General features: G+C 71.0%; 14 protein-coding genes. 3 read left to right on the top strand and 11 right to left on the bottom strand.

Annotated elements, in window-relative coordinates; genetic code table 11:
- Positions 1 to 106: 106 nt before the first annotated feature.
- The 11 genes from EBH09_RS30515 to EBH09_RS30470 all read right to left on the bottom strand — a co-directional run bounded on the left by EBH09_RS30515 (position 107) and on the right by EBH09_RS30470 (position 15062).
- Positions 107 to 3748 (bottom strand): ThuA domain-containing protein, encoded by a 3642-nt coding sequence (locus EBH09_RS30515; RefSeq protein WP_238697574.1) that lies wholly within the window; start codon positions 3746 to 3748, stop codon positions 107 to 109.
- Positions 3749 to 4099: 351 nt separating this feature from the next.
- Positions 4100 to 5098, bottom strand: a complete 999-nt coding sequence (locus EBH09_RS30510; protein ID WP_121750108.1) for a sugar phosphate isomerase/epimerase family protein — start codon at positions 5096 to 5098, stop codon at positions 4100 to 4102.
- Between the two features lie 16 nt (positions 5099 to 5114).
- Positions 5115 to 6392 (bottom strand): Gfo/Idh/MocA family oxidoreductase, encoded by a 1278-nt coding sequence (locus EBH09_RS30505; protein WP_121750107.1) that lies wholly within the window; start codon positions 6390 to 6392, stop codon positions 5115 to 5117.
- Positions 6393 to 6480: 88 nt separating this feature from the next.
- Positions 6481 to 7524, bottom strand: a complete 1044-nt coding sequence (locus EBH09_RS30500; protein WP_121750106.1) for a substrate-binding domain-containing protein — start codon at positions 7522 to 7524, stop codon at positions 6481 to 6483.
- 17 nt (positions 7525 to 7541) lie between these two features.
- Positions 7542 to 8561, bottom strand: a complete 1020-nt coding sequence (locus tag EBH09_RS30495; protein WP_121750105.1) for an ABC transporter permease — start codon at positions 8559 to 8561, stop codon at positions 7542 to 7544.
- On the bottom strand, positions 8558 to 10075 hold the full coding sequence (locus EBH09_RS30490; RefSeq protein WP_121750104.1) for a sugar ABC transporter ATP-binding protein: 1518 nt from the start codon (positions 10073 to 10075) through the stop codon (positions 8558 to 8560). The genes EBH09_RS30495 and EBH09_RS30490 overlap by 4 nt, the downstream gene beginning before the upstream one ends.
- Before the next feature lie 211 nt (positions 10076 to 10286).
- Positions 10287 to 11468: an ROK family protein gene (locus tag EBH09_RS30485; RefSeq protein WP_121750103.1), complete on the bottom strand. Its 1182-nt coding sequence runs from the start codon at positions 11466 to 11468 to the stop codon at positions 10287 to 10289.
- A 239-nt stretch (positions 11469 to 11707) separates the two neighbouring features.
- Entirely contained in the window at positions 11708 to 12385 is a 678-nt protein-coding gene (locus tag EBH09_RS30480) for a GntR family transcriptional regulator (RefSeq protein WP_121750102.1), read from the bottom strand.
- A 130-nt stretch (positions 12386 to 12515) separates the two neighbouring features.
- Positions 12516 to 13463 carry a beta-ketoacyl-ACP synthase III gene (locus EBH09_RS30475; RefSeq protein WP_121750101.1) on the bottom strand — a complete coding sequence of 316 codons (948 nt, stop codon included), beginning with the start codon at positions 13461 to 13463 and terminating at the stop codon, positions 12516 to 12518.
- A gap of 146 nt (positions 13464 to 13609) precedes the next feature.
- Entirely contained in the window at positions 13610 to 13753 is a 144-nt protein-coding gene (locus EBH09_RS38045; RefSeq protein WP_167355245.1) for a hypothetical protein, read from the bottom strand.
- Positions 13722 to 15062 carry an OFA family MFS transporter gene (locus tag EBH09_RS30470; protein WP_121750100.1) on the bottom strand — a complete coding sequence of 447 codons (1341 nt, stop codon included), beginning with the start codon at positions 15060 to 15062 and terminating at the stop codon, positions 13722 to 13724. Before EBH09_RS30470 ends, EBH09_RS38045 begins: the two co-directional genes overlap by 32 nt.
- Positions 15063 to 15282: 220 nt before the next feature.
- On the opposite strand from EBH09_RS30470, the gene EBH09_RS30465 reads away from it, so the two are divergent.
- The 3 genes from EBH09_RS30465 to EBH09_RS30455 all read left to right on the top strand — a co-directional run.
- On the top strand, positions 15283 to 16254 hold the full coding sequence (locus EBH09_RS30465) for a 2-dehydropantoate 2-reductase (RefSeq protein ID WP_121750099.1): 972 nt from the start codon (positions 15283 to 15285) through the stop codon (positions 16252 to 16254).
- Positions 16251 to 18173: a molybdopterin-dependent oxidoreductase gene (locus EBH09_RS30460; RefSeq protein WP_121750098.1), complete on the top strand. Its 1923-nt coding sequence runs from the start codon at positions 16251 to 16253 to the stop codon at positions 18171 to 18173. Before EBH09_RS30465 ends, EBH09_RS30460 begins: the two co-directional genes overlap by 4 nt.
- Positions 18154 to 18650, top strand: a 497-nt coding sequence (locus tag EBH09_RS30455) for an NAD(P)H-dependent oxidoreductase subunit E (RefSeq protein ID WP_193776618.1), incomplete at its 3' end; no start/stop codon positions are given. The genes EBH09_RS30460 and EBH09_RS30455, both read left to right, overlap by 20 nt.

Genomic DNA, 18650 nt, shown 5'->3' with positions numbered 1-18650 from the left:
CAGCCTCCTTGTCGTGTGCGAACCGGGTGCGATGCCGGAAGCGGGGCCCGGGCGGTGCCCGGGGAGACGGCGGGCGGAGGTCCGGCGTCCTCCGCCCGCCGCCGTTCTAGTCGCCCTTGGAGGGCAGTTCCTTCAGCTGGATGTCGCGGAAGGAGACCTGGTCGGCGGCTCCGTGGTTCTGGAGTCCGATGTAGCCGTCGGTCAGGCTCCGCTCGGGGTCCTTGTTGGTGAAGTCGTTGATCTTGACTCCGTTGAGGAACACCTGGAGGCGTTCACCCCGGACCTTGATCTCATAGGAGTTCCACTGGCCGGGCGGCCGCAGGACCTGGTCACGGGCCTTGATGTTCGCCGACTTGAAGGAGTAGACGGAGCCCGTGGTGCGGTCGGGCGCGTCCGTGGCGTCGATCTGGATCTCGTAACCCTTGTTCACCGCGGACCAGGGGTCGTCGGAGGCCGGGAAGCCCACGAAGATCCCGGAGTTGTCGTCGCCCCGCATCTTCCAGTCGAGCTTGAGGGAGTACGACTTGAGCTCCTTGGCCTGGTACCAGAGCAGGCCCATGCCGCCGTTGGACTCCAGCGTGCCGTCCTTGACGTCGAAGGAGCCGGGGCCGGCCTGCTTCCAGCCGTCCCGGGTCTGGCCGTTGAAGATGTCCCGGTAGCCCTTGTCCGGCTTGCAGTCCGCCTTGACCTGGCCGGTGGCGTACTGCATGCCGCCGAGCAGGTGGGTGCGGAAGGCCTCGTCCGCGTAGGACTCCCTTGTGTGGCCACCGCCGGTGTAGAAGGAGCGGCCGCCGCCGTAGCTCTGGCACCAGGCGATCGGGTGGTCGCCCTTCATGTTCCCGCCGTCGTAGGTGGTCTCGTCGAGGGTGGCGAGGACCTTGGCCTGCTCACGCGGGTTGGTGCGGTAGTTGTACCACTCGTCGGTGCGCTCCCAGGTGTCGCCGAGGTGCGCGGTGGACGGGTGGTCGTGGTCGTGGACGCGCACGGTGGCCTTCTGGATGGCCGGGTGCGAGTCGAAGTGGGCGCCGACGAGGCCGCCGTAGAACTCCCAGTCGTACTCGGTGTCGGCGGCGGCGTGGATGCCCATGTAGCCGCCGCCGTTCTTGACGTAGTTCTCGAACGCCTGCTGCTGGTCGGCGTTGAGCACGTCACCGGTGGTGGACAGGAAGGCGACCGCGTCGTACTTGGCGAGGTTGGCGGTGGTGAACTGTCCGGCCTCCTCGGTCGCGGTGACCGAGATGCCGGCGGGGGTACCCAGCTCCTTCAGCGCGGCGACACCCTCCGGGATGGAGTCGTGCCGGAAGCCGGCCGTCTTGGAGAAGACCAGGACCTTCTTGCCCTTCTTGAACGGCTCCTTGGAGAACTCGAAGTCGTCCAGGTCGTACAGCGCGCCGTCGCCGCCGCGGAAGACCAGGTAGATCTCCGTGGTGCGCTTCGGCAGCGACCGCAGCGGCACGTCGACGTTCTGGAACGTCTCCCAGCTGCCGGTCGGCGGGATGTAGGCCGAGCCGTGCAGCTTGCCGGTGGGCGAACCGGTGCGCAGTTCGACGAAGCCGCCGGCGCCGCCGGAGGAGGCCCGGACGGTCAGCTTCCTCTGCCCGTCGAACTTGTAGGGGCTGAAGGAGATCCAGTCGCCGTCGTTGATGTCTCCGACTGTCTTGCCGCCGTTGGCGCCGGTCTTGTCGATGACCGCGACCCCCTGCTGAGTGGTGAAGTGCTCGGCCTGGCGGTGCGGGGGCTGGATCACGGTGCGCGCGGTGCCGGTCAGGGCCTCCTGGCCGTTGGCCCCGCCGTCGGTGTAGCTGGCGCCGACGACGCCGTAGATGTTGGCGTTGGGGTCGTGGCCGCCGTCGCCGGGCGGCGGGTTGAGGGTGCCCTCGCAGCCCGTCTCGCTGGTCAGCTCGTGGGCGTGGGAGTCATGGCCGAGGCTGTAGGCGACCTTGACCTTGGAGCAGTCGATCGTCTCCTCGGGGTCGGTGACCTTCACCTTGAAGGGGATGGGCTCCCCCATCGGCAGCAGGGTGCCGTTGCCCGGCGTCTCGATGGTCACCTTGGGCTCGGTGTTGCCGACCACGATCCGGACACTGGCGTTGCCGGTGTTCCCCTCGGGGTCCTTCGCGGTGAACGTCGCGGTGTAGGTGCCGACCTTCTTGTACTTGTGGGTGGGCGTGAGGCCCTCCCCCTCGGTGCCGTCGCCGAAGTCCCAGCTGTAGGTGAGGTCCGGGGAGTCGGCGTCCTTGGCGGAGGCGGTGAACTTCACCTTCAGGCCGGCGGCGCCGGACGTCTTGTCGGCGCTCACCTCGGCGATCGGGGAGAAGCCGTCGTCGGCGTTCTCGATCCGGTAGAGCGCGGAGTCCTTGTCACCCTGGAACCAGGAGAGGCCGTAGTCCAGGACGTAGAGCGCGCCGTCCGGGCCGAAATCCATGTCCATGATCTGGGTGCCGGTCCACGGGAAGTCGTTGATCTTCGCGACCGCACCGTCCTCGGTCTGCTCGATCCGCTTGATCCAGCGGCGGCCGAACTCGCCGGCGAAGAAGTCGCCGTCGTACTCCTCGGGGAACTTCACGGAGGAGTCGAGGTCCGGGTCGTAGCGGTAGACCGGGCCACCCATGGGGGACTCGGAGCCGCTGCCGAACTCGGGCACGGAGTCACCGTCGTACGGGATCCAGGCGGCCTGCGCGGGCGGCAGGTCGACGAGGCCCGTGTTGTGCGGCGAGGTGTTCTTCGGGGCGGCGCAGTCGAACTTCTCGCCGGAGGTCTTGGTGGCGAAGTCGTAGTCGACGTAGGCGTCGTTGTCGCCGGTGCAGAAGGGCCAGCCGAAGTTGGCGGGCTTGGTGACCTTGGCGTACTCGACCTGTCCCGCCGGGCCCCGGTTGGGGTCGGCGGCGCCGGCGTCGGGGCCGTAGTCGCCGACGTAGATGGTGCCGGTCTTCTCGTCGATGTTCATCCGGAAGGGGTTGCGGAAGCCCATCGCGTAGATCTCGGGGCGGGTCTTCTCGGTGCCCGGGGCGAAGAGGTTGCCCTCCGGGACGGTGTACGAGCCGTCCTCGGCGACCTTGATGCGCAGGATCTTGCCGCGCAGGTCGTTGGTGTTGCCGGAGCTGCGGCGGGCGTCGAAGGCCGGGTTGCGGTCCGGCCGCTCGTCGATCGGCGTGTAGCCGTCGGAGGCGAAGGGGTTGGTGTCGTCGCCGGTGGACAGGTACAGGTTGCCGTCGGCGTCGAAGTCGATGTCGCCGCCGACGTGGCAGCAGGTGCCACGGGAGGCCGCGACGTCCAGGACCTTCTTCTCGCTGGCCATGTCCAGCGTGCCGTTGGCGTTGAGGACGAAGCGGGAGAGGCGGTTGACGCCGTCGAACTTCTTGAAGTCCTCGGCGGTACCGGTCTCGGGGGCGTCGCCCGCGGGGGTGTCGAGCGGCGGGGCGTAGTAGAGGTAGATCGCCCGGTTGTTCTCGAAGTCCGGGTCGATGCCGACGCCCTGCAGCCCCTCCTCGTCGTGGCTGTAGACGTCGAGCTTGCCTGCGACCTTGGTGACCCCGCCCTGGTCGGTGAGGCGCAGCGTGCCGTCGCGCGAGGTGTGCAGGACGCTGCGGTCCGGGAGCACGGCGAGCGACATCGGCTCGCCCATCTCGGGCTCGCCCTTGGCGAGCGGTACCTGCTGGAACTGTCCCTCGGCGGCTGCCGGTTCGTCGTGTTCCGGATGGCCGGGGTGGGCGCCGGCGACGGTCGCCGGGGTGCCCACCGCCAGCATCAGGCCGGTGAACAGGGCGAGGGTGGTGCGAAGCCTCGCGGGTTTGGACTTTCTGCTTCTGTGCACGAAGTCCCTCCGGGAACGGGATGGGCCGTACGGGTGGGTGCGAAGACGTGCCGTGCGAGCGCCGGGGTGCGCCGTCACCCCGGAGGTGTGGGTGTCCTGAACACTTCAGGGACGGTAACCGCGTTCTTCCTGGGCCGACACCCCTTGGACCAGGACGGGTTCAACTTTTTCCCAATGCAGGACAAAGTGGGATTCGGGCAGGTCGGACCGGGGACCGGCGGATGGGCCGGCCCCCGTCCCCGACCTGCCGTAGGGCGCGTCGAGCAGCTGCTGACGCGCCGCGGCTCAGCTGTTGAACGCGGCGTCGAATGAGGCGCTGGGCGGCTCGAAGTCGAAGGCCTTGAGGCGGGTGAGAGCCTCGGGGGCTCCCTGGAGACGGTCCATGCCGGCGTCCTCCCACTCGACGGACACGGGGCCCTGGTAGTCGATGGAGCGCAGCATCCGGAAGACGTCCTCCCAGGGCACGTCGCCGTGGCCGGCCGACACGAAGTCCCAGCCGCGGCGTGGGTCGCCCCACGGCAGGTGGGAGCCGAGCCGCCCGTTGCGGCCGTCGAGGCGCTTGCGGGCCTCCTTGCAGTCGACGTGGTAGATCCGGTCGCGGAAGTCCCACAGGAAGCCGACGGGGTCGAGGTCCTGCCACACGAAGTGGGACGGGTCGAAGTTGAGGCCGAAGGCGGGCCGGTGGCCGACGGCCTCCAGAGCCCGCTGGGTGGTCCAGTAGTCGTAGGCGATCTCGCTGGGGTGGACCTCGTGCGCGAACCGCACGCCCTCGGCGTCGAAGACGTCGAGGATCGGGTTCCAGCGGTCGGCGAAGTCCTGGTAGCCGCGCTCGATCATCGACTCGGGAGCGGGCGGGAACATGGCGACCAGGTGCCAGATGGCCGACCCGGTGAAGCCGATGACGGTGTCGACGCCGAGGCGTGCCGCGGCCCGCGCGGTGTCCTTCATCTCGGCGGCGGCGCGCTGCCGCACACCCTCCGCTTCGCCGTCGCCCCAGATGCGGTCGGGAAGGATGGCCCGGTGGCGTTCGTCGATGATGGCGTCGCAGACCGCCTGGCCGACCAGGTGGTTGGAGATCGCCCAGCACTTCAGCCCGTACTTGTCGAGCAGCTGGTGGCGGGAGTCGACGTAGGAAGGGTCGGCGAGGGCCTTGTCGACCTCGAAGTGGTCGCCCCAGCAGGCGAGTTCCAGTCCTTCGTAGCCGAAGTCGCGGGCGAGGCGGCAGACCTCCTCCAGAGGCAGGTCCGCCCACTGGCCGGTGAAGAGAGTGAAGTTGCGCGGCATGTCGCTGCCAGCCTCCTCAGAGGGCGATCGGGGTGTAGACGGAGTTCTTCTCGGCGCTCTCCTCCACCGCCGCGAGCACGCGCTGCACCTGCAGGCCGTCGGCGAAGGACGGCTCGGGCCGGCGGCCCTCCGCGACGGCGTGGACGAGATCGCGCGCCTGGTGGACGAAGGTGTGCTCGTAGCCGAGCCCGTGGCCCGGCGGCCACCAGGCGTCCAGGTAGGGATGCTCGGGTTCGGTGACGAGGATGCGGCGGAACCCGGCGTGCTCCCCCGGCTCCGTACCGTCGTGGTACGACAGCTCGTTGAGCCGCTCCAGGTCGAAGGCGAGCGAGCCGCGCTCGCCGTTGAGCTCGATGCGCAGGGCGTTCTTGCGGCCGGTGGCGTACCGGGTGGCCTCGAAGGAGACGAGGGCGCCGGAGGTGAGGCGGCCGGTGAAGACCGCGGCGTCGTCGACCGTGACCTCGCCGGTGACGCCGTCCGCCGAGCCCGCCGACAGGCCCCGGGCGGCGCCCTCGGGCAGCGGGCGTTCCCGTACGAAGGTCTCGGTGAGGGCGGAGACGCCCGCGATCCGCTCCCCCGTCAGGTACTGAGCGAGGTCGACGATGTGCGCGCCGAGGTCGCCGAGGGCTCCCGAACCGGCCAGCTCCTTGCGCAGCCGCCAGGTCAGCGGCGCCTTCGGGTCCACCAGCCAGTCCTGGAGGTACGTCACCCGCACGTGCCGCAGCCGGCCGATGCGGCCCTCTGCCACCATCCGCCGGGCCAGCGCGGTGGCCGGCACCCGGCGGTAGTTGAACCCGACCATCGCCAACTGGCCCCGGGCGTGCGCCTCGTCGGCGGCCCGGGTCATCGCCTCCGCCTCGGCGACGGTGTTGGCCAGCGGCTTCTCGCACAGGACGTGTTTTCCGGCGGCGAGCGCGGCCAGCGCGATCTCGGAGTGGCTGTCGCCGGGGGTGCAGATGTCGACGAGGTCGATGTCGTCCCGTTCCAGCAGGGCCCGCCAGTCCGTCTCGGTGCTCGCCCAGCCGTGCCGGTCGGCCGCGGTGCGGACGGCATCGGCGTCCCGGCCGCAGATCGCGGCCAGTACCGGGTTGAGCGGCAGGTCGAAGACCCGGCCGGCGGTGCGCCAGCCCTGGGAGTGTGCGGCACCCATGAAGGCGTAGCCGACCATGCCGACGCGCAGCGCCGGTCTGGTCGCGGATGCCCCCGTCGCCCTGGTTCCGGTCCCGCTGTCGGTCCCGGTTCCGGCGGCTGATGCCTCCGCCCCGGCCCCCTCGGGCTGCTGCGGCTGTCCCATGCGGATGTCCTCCTCGTCGTGATGGCGCGGTGGGGGGTGGGCCCCGCCCGACGGCCGGCTGGTCAGGCCGGCCGTGGGGCGGCGGCCCTCACTTGAAGCCCGTGGACATGTACTGGTCGACGTTCTCCTTGTCGACCACGGCCGAGTAGCAGGTGACGGTCGAGGGGATCTCGAACTCGGCGAGGCCGCTGATGCCCTTGCCCTGGCCGAGAGCGCGGGCCAGGTCGATCGCGGAGGCGGCCATGGTCGGCGGGTAGAGCACCGTCGCCTTCAGTACGCCGCTGTCCGCCTTGATGGCCTGGAAGGCGGAGAGCGCTCCGGCCCCGCCGACCATCAGGAAGTCGTCGCGCCCGGCCTGCTCGATGGCGCGCAGCGCGCCCACGCCCTGGTCGTCGTCGTGGTTCCACAGGGCGTCGAAGTTCGACTGGGCCTGGAGCAGCTGGGCCATCTTGGCCTGGCCCGACTCGACGGTGAACTCGGCGGCCTGACGGGCCACCTTCTTGATGTTCGGGTAGTTCTTCAGGCCGTCGTCGAAACCCTGGGTGCGCTGCTGGGTCAGTTCCAGGTTGTCGATGCCGGCCAGCTCGATGACCCGTGCGTCCGGCTTGTCCTTGAGCTTCTCGCCGATGTAGTGGGCGGCGTTCAGACCCATGCCGTAGTTGTCGCCGCCGACCCAGCAGCGGTAGGCCTGGGGGCTGTTGAAGATCCGGTCGAGGTTGATGACCGGGATGCCGGCCCGCATCGCCTTCAGGCCGACCTGGGTGAGCGCCTTGCCGTCGGCGGGCAGCACCACCAGGACATCGACCTTCTTGTTGATGAGGGTCTCGATCTGGCCGATCTGCTGCGCGGTGTCGTTGGAGCCCTCGGTGACCTCCAGGGTGACTTCCGAGTACTTCTCCGCGCGCTTCTGAGCCTGGTCGTTGACGGCGTTGAGCCAGCCGTGGTCGGCCTGCGGGCCGGCGTAGCCGATGGTGACCGGCTTGCCCGGCTTGTCGTCGGCGGCCGGCTGCGTGTCCGCGGCCTTGTCCTCGCCGTCGTCGGGGTCGTTGCTGGTGCACCCGGTGAGGACGGCACCGGCGGACACGGCGGCGGCTCCGAAGAGCAGCCCTCTGCGGCTCGTGAGGTTCGTCATGACGGTGGACCCTTTCCTCAATGCGTGCTTGCGGTACGGCGCTGGACCAGCACGGCGGCGACGATGATCGCGCCCTTGGCGATCTGCTGCACGTCGGTCTGCAGGTTGTTCAGGGCGAAGATGTTGGTGATGGTGGTGAAGATCAGGACGCCGAGCACCGAGCCCAGGATGTGGCCCCGGCCGCCGGTCAGGAGTGTTCCGCCGATGATCGCGGCGGCGATGGCGTCGAGTTCGTAGAGGTTGCCGTTGGTGTTCTGGCCGGAGCCGGCCAGGACGATCAGCAGGAAGGCGGCGATGCCGCAGCACAGCCCGGACAGCAGGTAGAGGTAGAGCCGCTGGCGACGGACGTCGATGCCGGCGAGACGGGCGGCCTCCGCGTTGCCGCCGACGGCGACCGTGCGGCGGCCGAAGGTGGTCCGGTTGAGCACCAGCCAGCCGATGACCGTGACCGCCGCGAACACCAGGACCAGGGGCGGGATGCCGAGGATGTAGGCGTCGCGCTCGCCGAGGTCCAGGACGCTGGGGACCGTGACGACCTGGGTGCGGCCGTCGGTGATCTGGAGCGCGAGGCCGCGCGCCGAGGCCAGCATGGCGAGCGTGGCGATGAACGGCACCATCTGGCCGAACGCGATGAGCACCCCGTTGACCAGTCCGCAGCCCACGCCGACCACGACCGCCGTGAAGAGGATGCCGACGAAGCCGTACTCCTGGGTGGCGACCGTGGTCGCCCACACCGAGGCCAGGGCGACGATGGCGCCGACCGACAGGTCGATGCCGCCGGAGACGATGACGAAGGTCATGCCGACGGTGACGACGCCGATCACGGACGCCTGGGTGAGCACCAGTTGGAGGTTGCGGGTGTCGAGGAAGGCGTCGGGCTGGGTGATGCCGCCGATGAGGACCAGCGCGGCGAGCACTCCGAGCAGGGTGAGGGTGCGGACGTCGGCGCGGCCCAACTGGACCCGCCAGGCGGGCGGACCGTCCACTGGTGCCGTCTTGCCGGTGCCGTCCCGGGGCGGGGACACATGCTGCGTCATGACGCCGGGCTTCCTTCCATCACGAGGTCGAGTACGCGGTGTTCGTCGAGTTCACGGGCGGGGGCCTCGTGCACGACACGGCCCTCGCGCAGCACCAGCACGCGGTCGGCGAGGCCCAGCACCTCGGGCACCTCGCTGGAGACCAGCAGGACGGCCAGGCCCTCGTCGGCGAGGCGGCGGACGACCGCGTAGAGCTCGGCGCGGGCGCCGACGTCGACGCCGCGGGTGGGTTCGTCGAGCAGCAGGACCTTGCAGCCGCGCAGCAGCCAGCGGGCGAGGACCGCCTTCTGCTGGTTGCCACCGGACAGGGTGCGCACGGGCGCGGAGGGGTTGTCGGGCCGCAGGGAAAGCTCGCGGGTCGCCGCGCGGGCCGCGCCCAGTTCGGCGCCGCGGTCGATCCAGCCGCCGCGTGAGAAGCGGGACATGGCGGAGACGGACACGTTGCGGGTGACGGACTCCAGCATCAGCAGGGCCTGCGCCTTGCGTTCCTCGGGGGCGAGCCCGAGCCCGGCGCGCACCGCGGCGCGCACGCTTCCGGGGCGCAGCGGGGTCCCGTCGACGAGGATCTGGCCGGCACTCGCCTTGCGGGCCCCGTAGACCGTCTCCAGGATCTCGGAGCGGCCGGAGCCGACGAGTCCGGCGAGGCCGACGATCTCTCCGGGGCGGATCTCCAGGTCGAGGGGGGCGAACTCGCCCTCCCGGGCCAGGCCCCGCACGCTCAGGACGGGGTCGCCCTCGGGGGTCCCGGCAGGCCGCTCCGGGAAGACGTACTCGACGTTGCGCCCGGTCATCAGCGCCACCACCTCGCGGGTCGGCGTCGACTCGGCGGGCAGCCCGCCGGCGACGGCCCGGCCGTCCTTGAGGACGGTGACCCGGTCCCCGATACGACGGATCTCCTCCAGGCGGTGCGAGATGTAGACGACGGCGACGCCCTCGGCGGTGAGGTCGGCGACGATGCGGAAGAGGTTGTCGACCTCGTCCGGGTCGAGCGCGGCGGACGGCTCGTCCATCACGATCAGCCGCACGTCGTGCGAGAGCGCCCGCGCCATGGACACGATCTGCTGCTGCGCCGCCGGGAGTTCGCCGACCAGCCGGCCGGGATCGACCTCCGGGTGACCGAGTCGCTTGAGGAGCTGAGCCGTCGACGCCTTGGCCGCTCTGCCCCGCACGACGAAGCCGGCGGCGGTCGGCTCGTGGCCGAGGTGGACGTTCTCGGCGACCGACAGGTCCTCCACCAGGTCGAGTTCCTGGTAGATGGTGGCGATGCCGAGCCGCATGGCCGCGATGGGCGAGCGCAGGGTGACTTCCTCGCCCCGCCAGCGGATGGTGCCGGTGTCGGGCTGGTGGGCGCCGGCCAGCACCTTGATGAGGGTGGACTTCCCGGCGCCGTTCTGGCCGAGCAGGCAGTGCACCTCGCCGGCCTGGACGTCGAGGTCGACGCCGTCCAGGGCCCGGACTCCCGGGAACGACTTGGTGATGCCGGACATGCTGAGCAGCGGTGGTTCTGGTGCCATGTGAGGTCCCCTCGGCGGGCATGCGGGCCGGTGTCAGGGCAGAGCGGAGCAGGGCAGGGCGGAGCAGGGCAGGGCAAGGCAGGACAGGGCGCTGTGCTGATGGAGCTCAGGAACCGAATGGTGCCTACGCGGATGAAAGGCGGTGCTACGCGGGTGACGGGTGGTGCCTACGCGGGTGACGGATGACGCCTACGCGGGTGACGGGTGGTGCCTACGCGGGTGAGAACAGGTGGTCGCTGATCAGCCGGGCCGCGCCGATGACTCCGGCGGTGGGGCCCAACTCCCCCAGTACGATGGGCAGGTTGCCGGTCGCCAGCGGCAGTGACTGGCGGTAGACCTGGGTGCGGATCGCGGCGAGCAGGTTGTGGCCGAGGCCGGTCACCCCGCCGCCGATCACCACCAGGCCCGGGTTGAAGAAGCTGACCAGGCCGGCGATGACCTGGCCGGTGCTGCGGCCGCCCTCCCGGATCAAGTCGAGCGCGGTGGCGTCGCCCGCGGCGGCCGCGGCGGCGACGTCGGCGGCACTGAGGCCCCCGTTCGCCTCCAGACGGCTCGCGAGCTCGGCCGACAGGCCCTGCTGGGCGGCCTCCGTGGCGTCGCGGGCCAGTGCCGCGCCGCTGAAGTGGGCCTCCAGACAGCCCCGGTTGCCGCAGGCGCACGGGCGCCCTTCGGGCACGGCCTGGATGTGCCCGATGTCGCCCGCGCTGCCCGTCGTCCCGCGGTAGACCTCACCGCCGACGACGATGCCGCAGCCGATGCCGGTACCGATCTTGACGACGAGGAAGTCGTGCACGGTCCGGGCGACGCCCGCGTGCTGCTCCCCCAGCGCCATCAGGTTCACGTCGTTGTCGACCATGACCGGGCAGCCGAGTTCCTGGCTGAGCGCCTCCCGCACGGGGAAGCCGTCCCAGCCCGGCATGATCGGCGGAGCCACCGGCACACCCTCGGGGAAACGGACCGGCCCCGGGACGCCGATGCCGGCGCCGTCGAAGCCCTCCGCGAGCCCCGAGGCCCGCAACTTGGCGGCCATGGCCAGTACTTGCTCGAAGACCGCGACCGGCCCCTCGCGTACGTCCATGGGCTGGTTGATGTGCCCGAGGATCTCCAGTTCGGCGTTGGTGACGGCGACGTCGACCGAGGTCGCGCCGATGTCGACGCCGAGGAAGCGCAGCTCGGGGTTGAGACGGATGTTGTGGCTGCGGCGCCCGCCGCGCGAGGCGGCGAGCCCGTCGGCCACGACCAGTTCCGTCTCCAGCAGCCGGTCCACCTCGACGGCCAGCTTCGACCGGGAGAGGTCGACCTGGTCGCCGAGCTGGGCACGGGAGTTGGGCCCTCCGTCACGCAACAGCTGGAGCAGTCGCGCTTGGTGGGCGTTCGCGGGTCGTGCCGTCATGCGTCTCACGAGCCCCTCCCCGCCTCGATCGGCCTTGAGTGTGCCGGTTCCCGGCCACGTCCGTGGCTTGCTTTCGGAGGGAACGTAGCAGTGGGCGCCGGGCGTGGGAAGAAGTCACGCATGAATTACTGCGAACTTTCTCCACTGAGTGGACAAAGAAGTGCGGAGTGCTCGACTCCGCGTCCTACGGCAAGGCCGCCCGGGCATCCCGCCGGGCGGCCTGCGAACAGCCTCTGACCTCACGATTCCTCGCGCGCGTGGTACGAGCGCCGCGTATGTTCGGTGTGCTCGCGCATCAGCCGGGTCGCCGCCTGCTCGTCCCGGCCGGTGATGGCGGCGATCAGGCCGCGGTGCTCGATCCAGGACTGCCGGCCGCGCTGCCGGGCGATCGGCGTGTAGTACCAACGGACCCGGCGGTCGACCTGTGCGGCGAGTCCGGCCAGGACGGCGTTGCCGGCCAGCTCCATGATCTTCGCGTGGAAACGGGCGTTGAAGGCGACGGCGGCGTCCACGTCGTCGGCGGCGACCGCCCGCTCCCCCTCCTCGCACAGCTCCTCCAGGGCGGCCACGCCCGCGCTCCCCGCGTTGGCCGCGGCGAGCCGGGCCGCCTCGGCCTCCAGCAGCGTACGGACCGTCAGGAGCTGGTCGGCCTCCTCCTCGGTCGGCTCGTGCACGAACGCGCCCTGCGCGGGACGCAGATCGACCCATCCCTCGGTGTTGAGCCGCTGCAGGGCCTCCCGCACGGGCTGCCTCGACACCCCGAGGTGACCGGCGAGTTCGCTCTCGACGAGGTGCTGACCGGGCTGGAGGGCCCGGGTGGTGATCAGTTCGAGCAGCGCCTCGTAGACGCGGTCACGCAGCGGGCCGGGCCGTTCGAGCTTGGGCACCGCACCCTGCGGCAGTCCTGCGGACAACATCGGTCCCCCTCGAAAGCGGCACGAAGACAGCGACACGAAGACAGCGGCACGAAGACAGCGATACGACCGGTACGCCGAGTATCGATTGTCTTTCGTCTACAGTCTACGGCGCCCAGCCCGCCAGGGGTGTTCAGGGGCAGCGGACGACCTGTCCGGCGTAGGAGAGGTTCCCGCCGAAGCCGAAGAGCAGCACCGGGTCCCCGGCGGTGATCTCGCCGCGCTCCACGAGCTTGGAGAACGCGAGCGGGATGCTCGCCGCCGAGGTGTTGCCGGACTCGACGACATCGCGGGCGACGACGGCGTTGACGGCGCCGATCTTCGCGGCGAGGGGTTCGATGATGCGCAGGTTCGCCTGGTGCAGGACCACCGCGGCGAGGTCGGCCGGTTCCAGCCCGGACCGCTCGCAGGCCTGGCGCGCGATGGCGGGCAGCCGGGTGGTCGCCCAGCGGTAGACGCTCTGCCCCTCCTGCGCGAAGCGGGGCGGCGTGCCCTCGATACGGACCGCGTCCCCCATCTCGGGCACCGATCCCCACAGCACGGGGCCGATCCCCGCCTCCTCGCCGGGCGCGCAGGCCTCCACGACGGCGGCGCCCGCCCCGTCACCGACGAGCACACAGGTGGTGCGGTCGGTCCAGTCGGCCACCTCGGACATCTTGTCCGCGCCGATGACCAGGGCCCTGCTCGACGAGCCGGCCCGCACGGCGTGGTCGGCGGTGGCCAGGGCGTGGGTGAAGCCGGCGCACACGACGTTGAGGTCCAGCGCGGCGGGGCCGGGGATGCCGAGGCGGGCCGCGACGCGCGCGGCGGTGTTCGGGGAGCGGTCGATCGCGGTGGAGGTGGCGACCACGACCATGTCCACGTCCGCGGGCGTCAGCCCGGCCGACGCCAGCGCCTTGGCGGCGGCGTGCCCGGCCAGCTCGTCGACCGGCTCGTCGGGCCCGGCGATACGTCGGGAGTGAATACCGACCCGGCTCCTGATCCACTCGTCGCTGGTGTCGACCATGCCCGCCAGGTCCTCGTTGGTGAGAACCCGGGCGGGCTGGTAATGGCCGAGGGCGCTGATGCGGGAGCCGTGCATGGGTGGAGTCCTCGATGCCTCGGGTACGGGATCCACCAGTGTGATCAGTGACCGACGGGTACGACGGCAGGTGATACGACAGGAAACGGGCGCCCGGCTTGTCGGCTTCGGTCAGCATCCCGGGCGCCCCCGCCCGCGTCCCGCCCTCACCCGGTGAACAGCTGGGTCGCCTTCCGGACGAGTTCGTACAGCCCGTAGGCGAGCGGAGCGCCCACCCAGAGCCAGGTGAAGGCGATCAGCGGGCGCCGGTCGGGCAGGTCAGGCGGACTCTGGCTGCTGTCGTCGGACATCGGTGCCCTCCTTCGGTGCCGGGGCGGTGGGGACGTGGTGGCGGGCGTGGACGGGACGGACGAGTTCGTTGGCGACGAAGCCGACGACCAGCAGCCCGATCATGATGACGAAGGACGTCCCGTACAGGGCGGAGCCGTGCCGTCCGGCCTCCTCCTGCCGGTCGGCGATCCAGTTCACGATCAGCGGCCCGAGAACGCCGGCCGTCGACCAGGCGGTGAGCAGCCGCCCGTGGATCGCACCGACCTGGTAGGTGCCGAAGAGGTCCTTGAGATAGGCGGGGATCGTGGCGAAGCCACCGCCGTAGAAGGACAGGACCACCAGGGCGCACAGGACGAACAGCGGCTTGGAGGAGTCGCCGAACAGGGCGATCAGCGCGTACATCAGCGCGCCGACGCCGAGGTAGACGCGGTAGATGTTCTTGCGCCCGATCAGGTCGGAGGTCGATGACCAGCCGATCCGGCCCGCCATGTTGGCCGCCGAGAGCAGGGCGACGAATCCGGCGGCGGCGGTCACCGACACCGGGGTTGAGGTGTCGGCGAAGAAGTCCGTGATCATCGGTGCGGCCTTCTCCAGGATGCCGATGCCGGCCGTGACGTTCATGCAGAGCACGACCCAGAGCAGCCAGAACTGCGGGGTGCGCATGGCACCGCGCGCCGAGACCTGGACACCGTCGAGCGCGACCGCCCCGCCGTCCGCCCGTTCCTTCGGGCGCGGCACCCGGACCAGCAGGACACCCAGCAGCATGAAGACGGCGTACGTCACTCCGTGCACGAGGAAGGCCAGGGCGATGCCCGAGCTGTCGGTGCCGAAGGACTCCAGCATCTGCGCCGACCAGGGCGAGGCGATGAGGGCGCCGCCGCCGAAGCCCATGATGGCGATGCCGGTGGCCATGCCGGGCCGGTCCGGGAACCACTTGATCAGCGTGGAGACCGGCGAGATGTAGCCGATGCCGAGGCCGACCCCGCCGACGAAGCCGTAGCCGAGGACGATCAGCCAGTACTGCTCCACGGCCGCGCCGAGCGCGGAGAGCAGGAAGCCGGACGAGAAGCAGACCAGGGCGACGGTCATCGCCCAGCGCGGTCCGTGGCGCTCGACGAGCGTGCCGCCGAACGCGGCGGAGAGCCCGAGCATGACGATGCCGAGCTGGAAGGGGAGCGCGCTCTGCGTGCCGCTGAGGCCGAGCGCGGACTCCAGGGGCGGTTTGAACACGGACCAGGCGTACGCCTGGCCGATGGAGAGGTGGACCGAGAGGGCGGCGGGGGGAACGAGCCAGCGGCTCCAGCCCGGGGGTGCGACGGGGGGACTCATGAGTCCCCAACCGTAGGGAGAGGGAAAGCGGTTGAGAAGACAGTTGAGCAGACAACCACCGTCCTTGCACAAAGCCTTGCCCTTGCACAAAGCCTTGCTGGGCCCACTTCCATACTGTAGACAATATTTCGTCGACAGTAACGCGGAGCCCGACGCGAGGTCGGAATCGGGTTCGGTCGGCGGTTCCTCGGTATCCCTCGACCGAACGGAGCTCCCCGCCATGAAAGTCGCAGTCCTGGGCGCCGGGGCGATCGGCGCGTACGTCGGCGCCGCGCTCCACCGTGCGGGCGCCGACGTGCATCTCATCGCCCGTGGACCGCATCTGGCGGCCATGAGGCAGTACGGCGTACGGGTGCGCAGCCCGCGCGGCGACTTCACCGCGCACACCCGTGCCACCGACGACCCGGCCGAAGTCGGCCCGGTCGACTACGTGTTCCTGGGCCTGAAGGCCAACTCCTACGCGGCGTGCGGGCCGCTGATCGAGCCGCTGCTGCACGACACCACGGCGGTCGTGGCCGCCCAGAACGGCATCCCCTGGTGGTACTTCCACCGGCACGGCGGCCCCTACGACGGACGCCGCCTGCGGAGCGTGGACCCGGCCGGCACGGTCAGTGCGGTGCTCGCACCCGAACGGGCCGTCGGCTGCGTCGTCTACGCGGCCACCGAGCTGGCGGGGCCGGGCGTCGTACGGCACCTGGAGGGCACCCGCTTCTCGATCGGTGAGCCCGACCGGTCCGTCTCGGCACGCTGCGCGGCGTTCAGCGAGGCGATGCGCACCGGCGGTCTGAAGTGCCCGGTCGAACCGGACCTGCGCAACGACGTCTGGCTGAAGCTGCTCGGCAACATCTCCTTCAACCCGATCAGCGCCCTGGCGCGGGCCACCATGCGACAGATGTGCGCGCACGGCGGCACCCGCCGGGTGATCGGAACCATGATGGCCGAGACCCTGGCGGTCGCCGAGGCCCTCGGCTGCGAGGTCGGCGTCTCCGTCGAACGCCGCCTCGCGGGCGCCGAGAAGGTCGGCGACCACCGCACCTCCACGCTCCAGGACCTGGAACGCGGAAAGCCGCTCGAACTCGACGTGCTCCTCGCGGCCGTCGTCGAACTGGCGGAGATCACCGGCGTGGAGGTGCCCACCCTGCGCACCGTGCACGCCATCTCGGACCTGCTCGCGCTGAGGAGCGCCGCATGAGGAAACGGCAACCGAAGACCTACACCCGGCTCACCCACCCGCTGGTGCGCGACTCCCGCGACGCGCCCTTTCGCCGGGCGACCTGGGACGAGGCCCTGGACCGGACCGCCCGGGGCCTGGCGGCGGCGCGCGGCGCGTTCGGGATGTTCTCCTGCGCCCGGGCGACCAACGAGATGAACTACGTGGCCCAGAAGTTCGCCCGGGTCGTCATGGGCACCCACAACGTCGACTCCTGCAACCGCACCTGCCACGCGCCGAGCGTCGCGGGCCTGTCGGCCGCCTTCGGCTCGGGCGGCGGGACCTCCTCGTACGAGGAGGTCGAGCACACCGACGTGATCGTGATGTGGGGCTCCAACGCCCGCTTCGCCCACCCGATCTTCTTCCAGCACGTGCTGAGGGGCATCCGGAGCGGCGCCCGCATGTACGCCGTCGACCCGCGCCGCACCGCCACCGCCGAGTGGGCGGAGAGCTGGCTCGGCCCGAACGTCGGCACGGACATCCCCATGGCGCACGCGATCGGCCGCGAGATCATCCACGCCGGGCTCGTCAACGAGGCGTTCGTCGGGCGCGCGACCACCGGCTACGAGGAGTACCGGGCCCTGGTCGAACCGTGGACGCTCTCCCTCGCGGAGAAGGTGACGGGCGTACCGGCCGCCGCCGTCCGCGACCTCGCGCACGCCTACGCCCGCGCCGAGCGTGCCCAGTTGTGCTGGACCCTCGGCATCACCGAACACCACAACGGCACCGACAACGTCCGCGCGCTGATCAACCTCTCCCTGCTCACCGGCCACGTCGGCCGCTACGGCTCCGGGCTCCAGCCCCTGCGCGGCCAGAACAACGTGCAGGGCGGCGGTGACATGGGCGCGATCCCCAACCGGCTGCCCGGCTTCCAGGACGTGCTCGACCCCGGGGTCCGGCTCAAGTTCGAGACGGCCTGGGACACGGTCGTCCAGCCGCACCACGGCCTCACCCTGACGGAGATGTTCGAGGCCATGGACGACGGCTCGCTGCGCGCCGTCTACTGCATCGGCGAGAACCCCGCGCAGTCGGAGGCGGACGGCGAACAGGCCGTACGCCGCCTGCGGGCGCTGGACTTCCTCGTCGTGCAGGACATCTTCCTGACGAAGACCGCCGAGCTGGCCGACGTGGTCCTCCCGGCGACCGCCGGCTGGGCCGAGACCGAGGGCACCACCACCAACAGCGAGCGGCGCGTCCAGCGCGTCCGCAGGGCCGTGCCCCCGCCCGGGGAGGCACGGGAGGACGTCGACATCCTCTGCGACCTGGCGGCCCGCCTCGGCCACGACTGGAAGTACGCCGACGCCGAGGCCGTCTGGAACGAGCTGCGGTCCCTGTCACCGGACCACCACGGGATGACGTACGCGCGCCTGGAGGAGCACCAGGGCATCCAGTGGCCCTGCCCGAGCACCGAGGAGCTGGAACCTACCTATCTGCACGGCAGGCTGTGGCAGGCGGACCCGGCCCGGCGTGGCCCGCGCGCGCCCTTCGGCATCGTCCGGCACGACCCGCCCGTGGACCTCACCGACGAGGAGTACCCGATCAGGCTGACCACGGGCAGGCGGCTCGACTCCTACAACACCGGTGTGCAAAGCGGAAGTTACTCGTCCCCCCTGCGCCGCGGCGAGTCCGTCGAGCTGTGCCCCGAGGACGCCGAGCGCTACGGAGTGGTGGTCGGCGAGGAGGTGCGGGTGACCTCGCGGCGCGGGTCGGTGGTCGCGCCCGTGTGGGTCGACACCGCGCTCCGTCCCGGGCTCGCCTTCATGAGCTTCCACTTTCCCGACGAGGTGGACACCAACCAGCTGACCATCGAGGCCAACTGCCCGATCGCCGGGACGGCGGAGTTCAAGGCCTCGGCGATCCGGATCGAGAAGGTGAGCACCGGTGGACCTGCGCTTCGGTGACAGCGAGCCGACGGACGAGGAACGCGCGGCCGTCGACGCCCTGCTCGGCCCGCCCGAGTCGTCCTGGGAGGGCGCCGCCCGCGACGGGACGGACGCCGCCGACCTGCGGTGGGCACGCGGCGGACGGGAGGCCCGGGACCGCCGCGACCTGCTGCTGCCGGGGCTGCACGCGGTCAACGACCGGGTCGGCTGGATCAGCGAGGGCGCCCTGGACTACCTGTGCCGGCGCCTCACGGTGCCGCCGGCGGAGGCGTACGGGGTCGCCACCTTCTACGCGATGTTCTCGGTCCGCCCCCGCCCGGCGACGACGCTCCACCTCTGCACCGACCTGGCGTGCGCGGCGGCCGGGGCCGGCGACCTGTGCGCGGCCGTGGAGAGGCGGCTGGGACCGGGCAGCGGGGTGCGGGTCGAGCGCGGCCCGTGCCTGGGCCTGTGCGAACGGGCACCGGCGGCTCTGGCGGTACGCGCGGGCCGATC

It is taken from the genome of Streptomyces sp. E2N166, from assembly GCF_003671715.1.
Lineage (GTDB): Bacteria > Actinomycetota > Actinomycetes > Streptomycetales > Streptomycetaceae > Streptomyces > Streptomyces thinghirensis.
The sequence above is the reverse complement of the archived record's forward strand: the minus strand, read 5'-3'. Positions and strand labels throughout refer to the sequence as shown.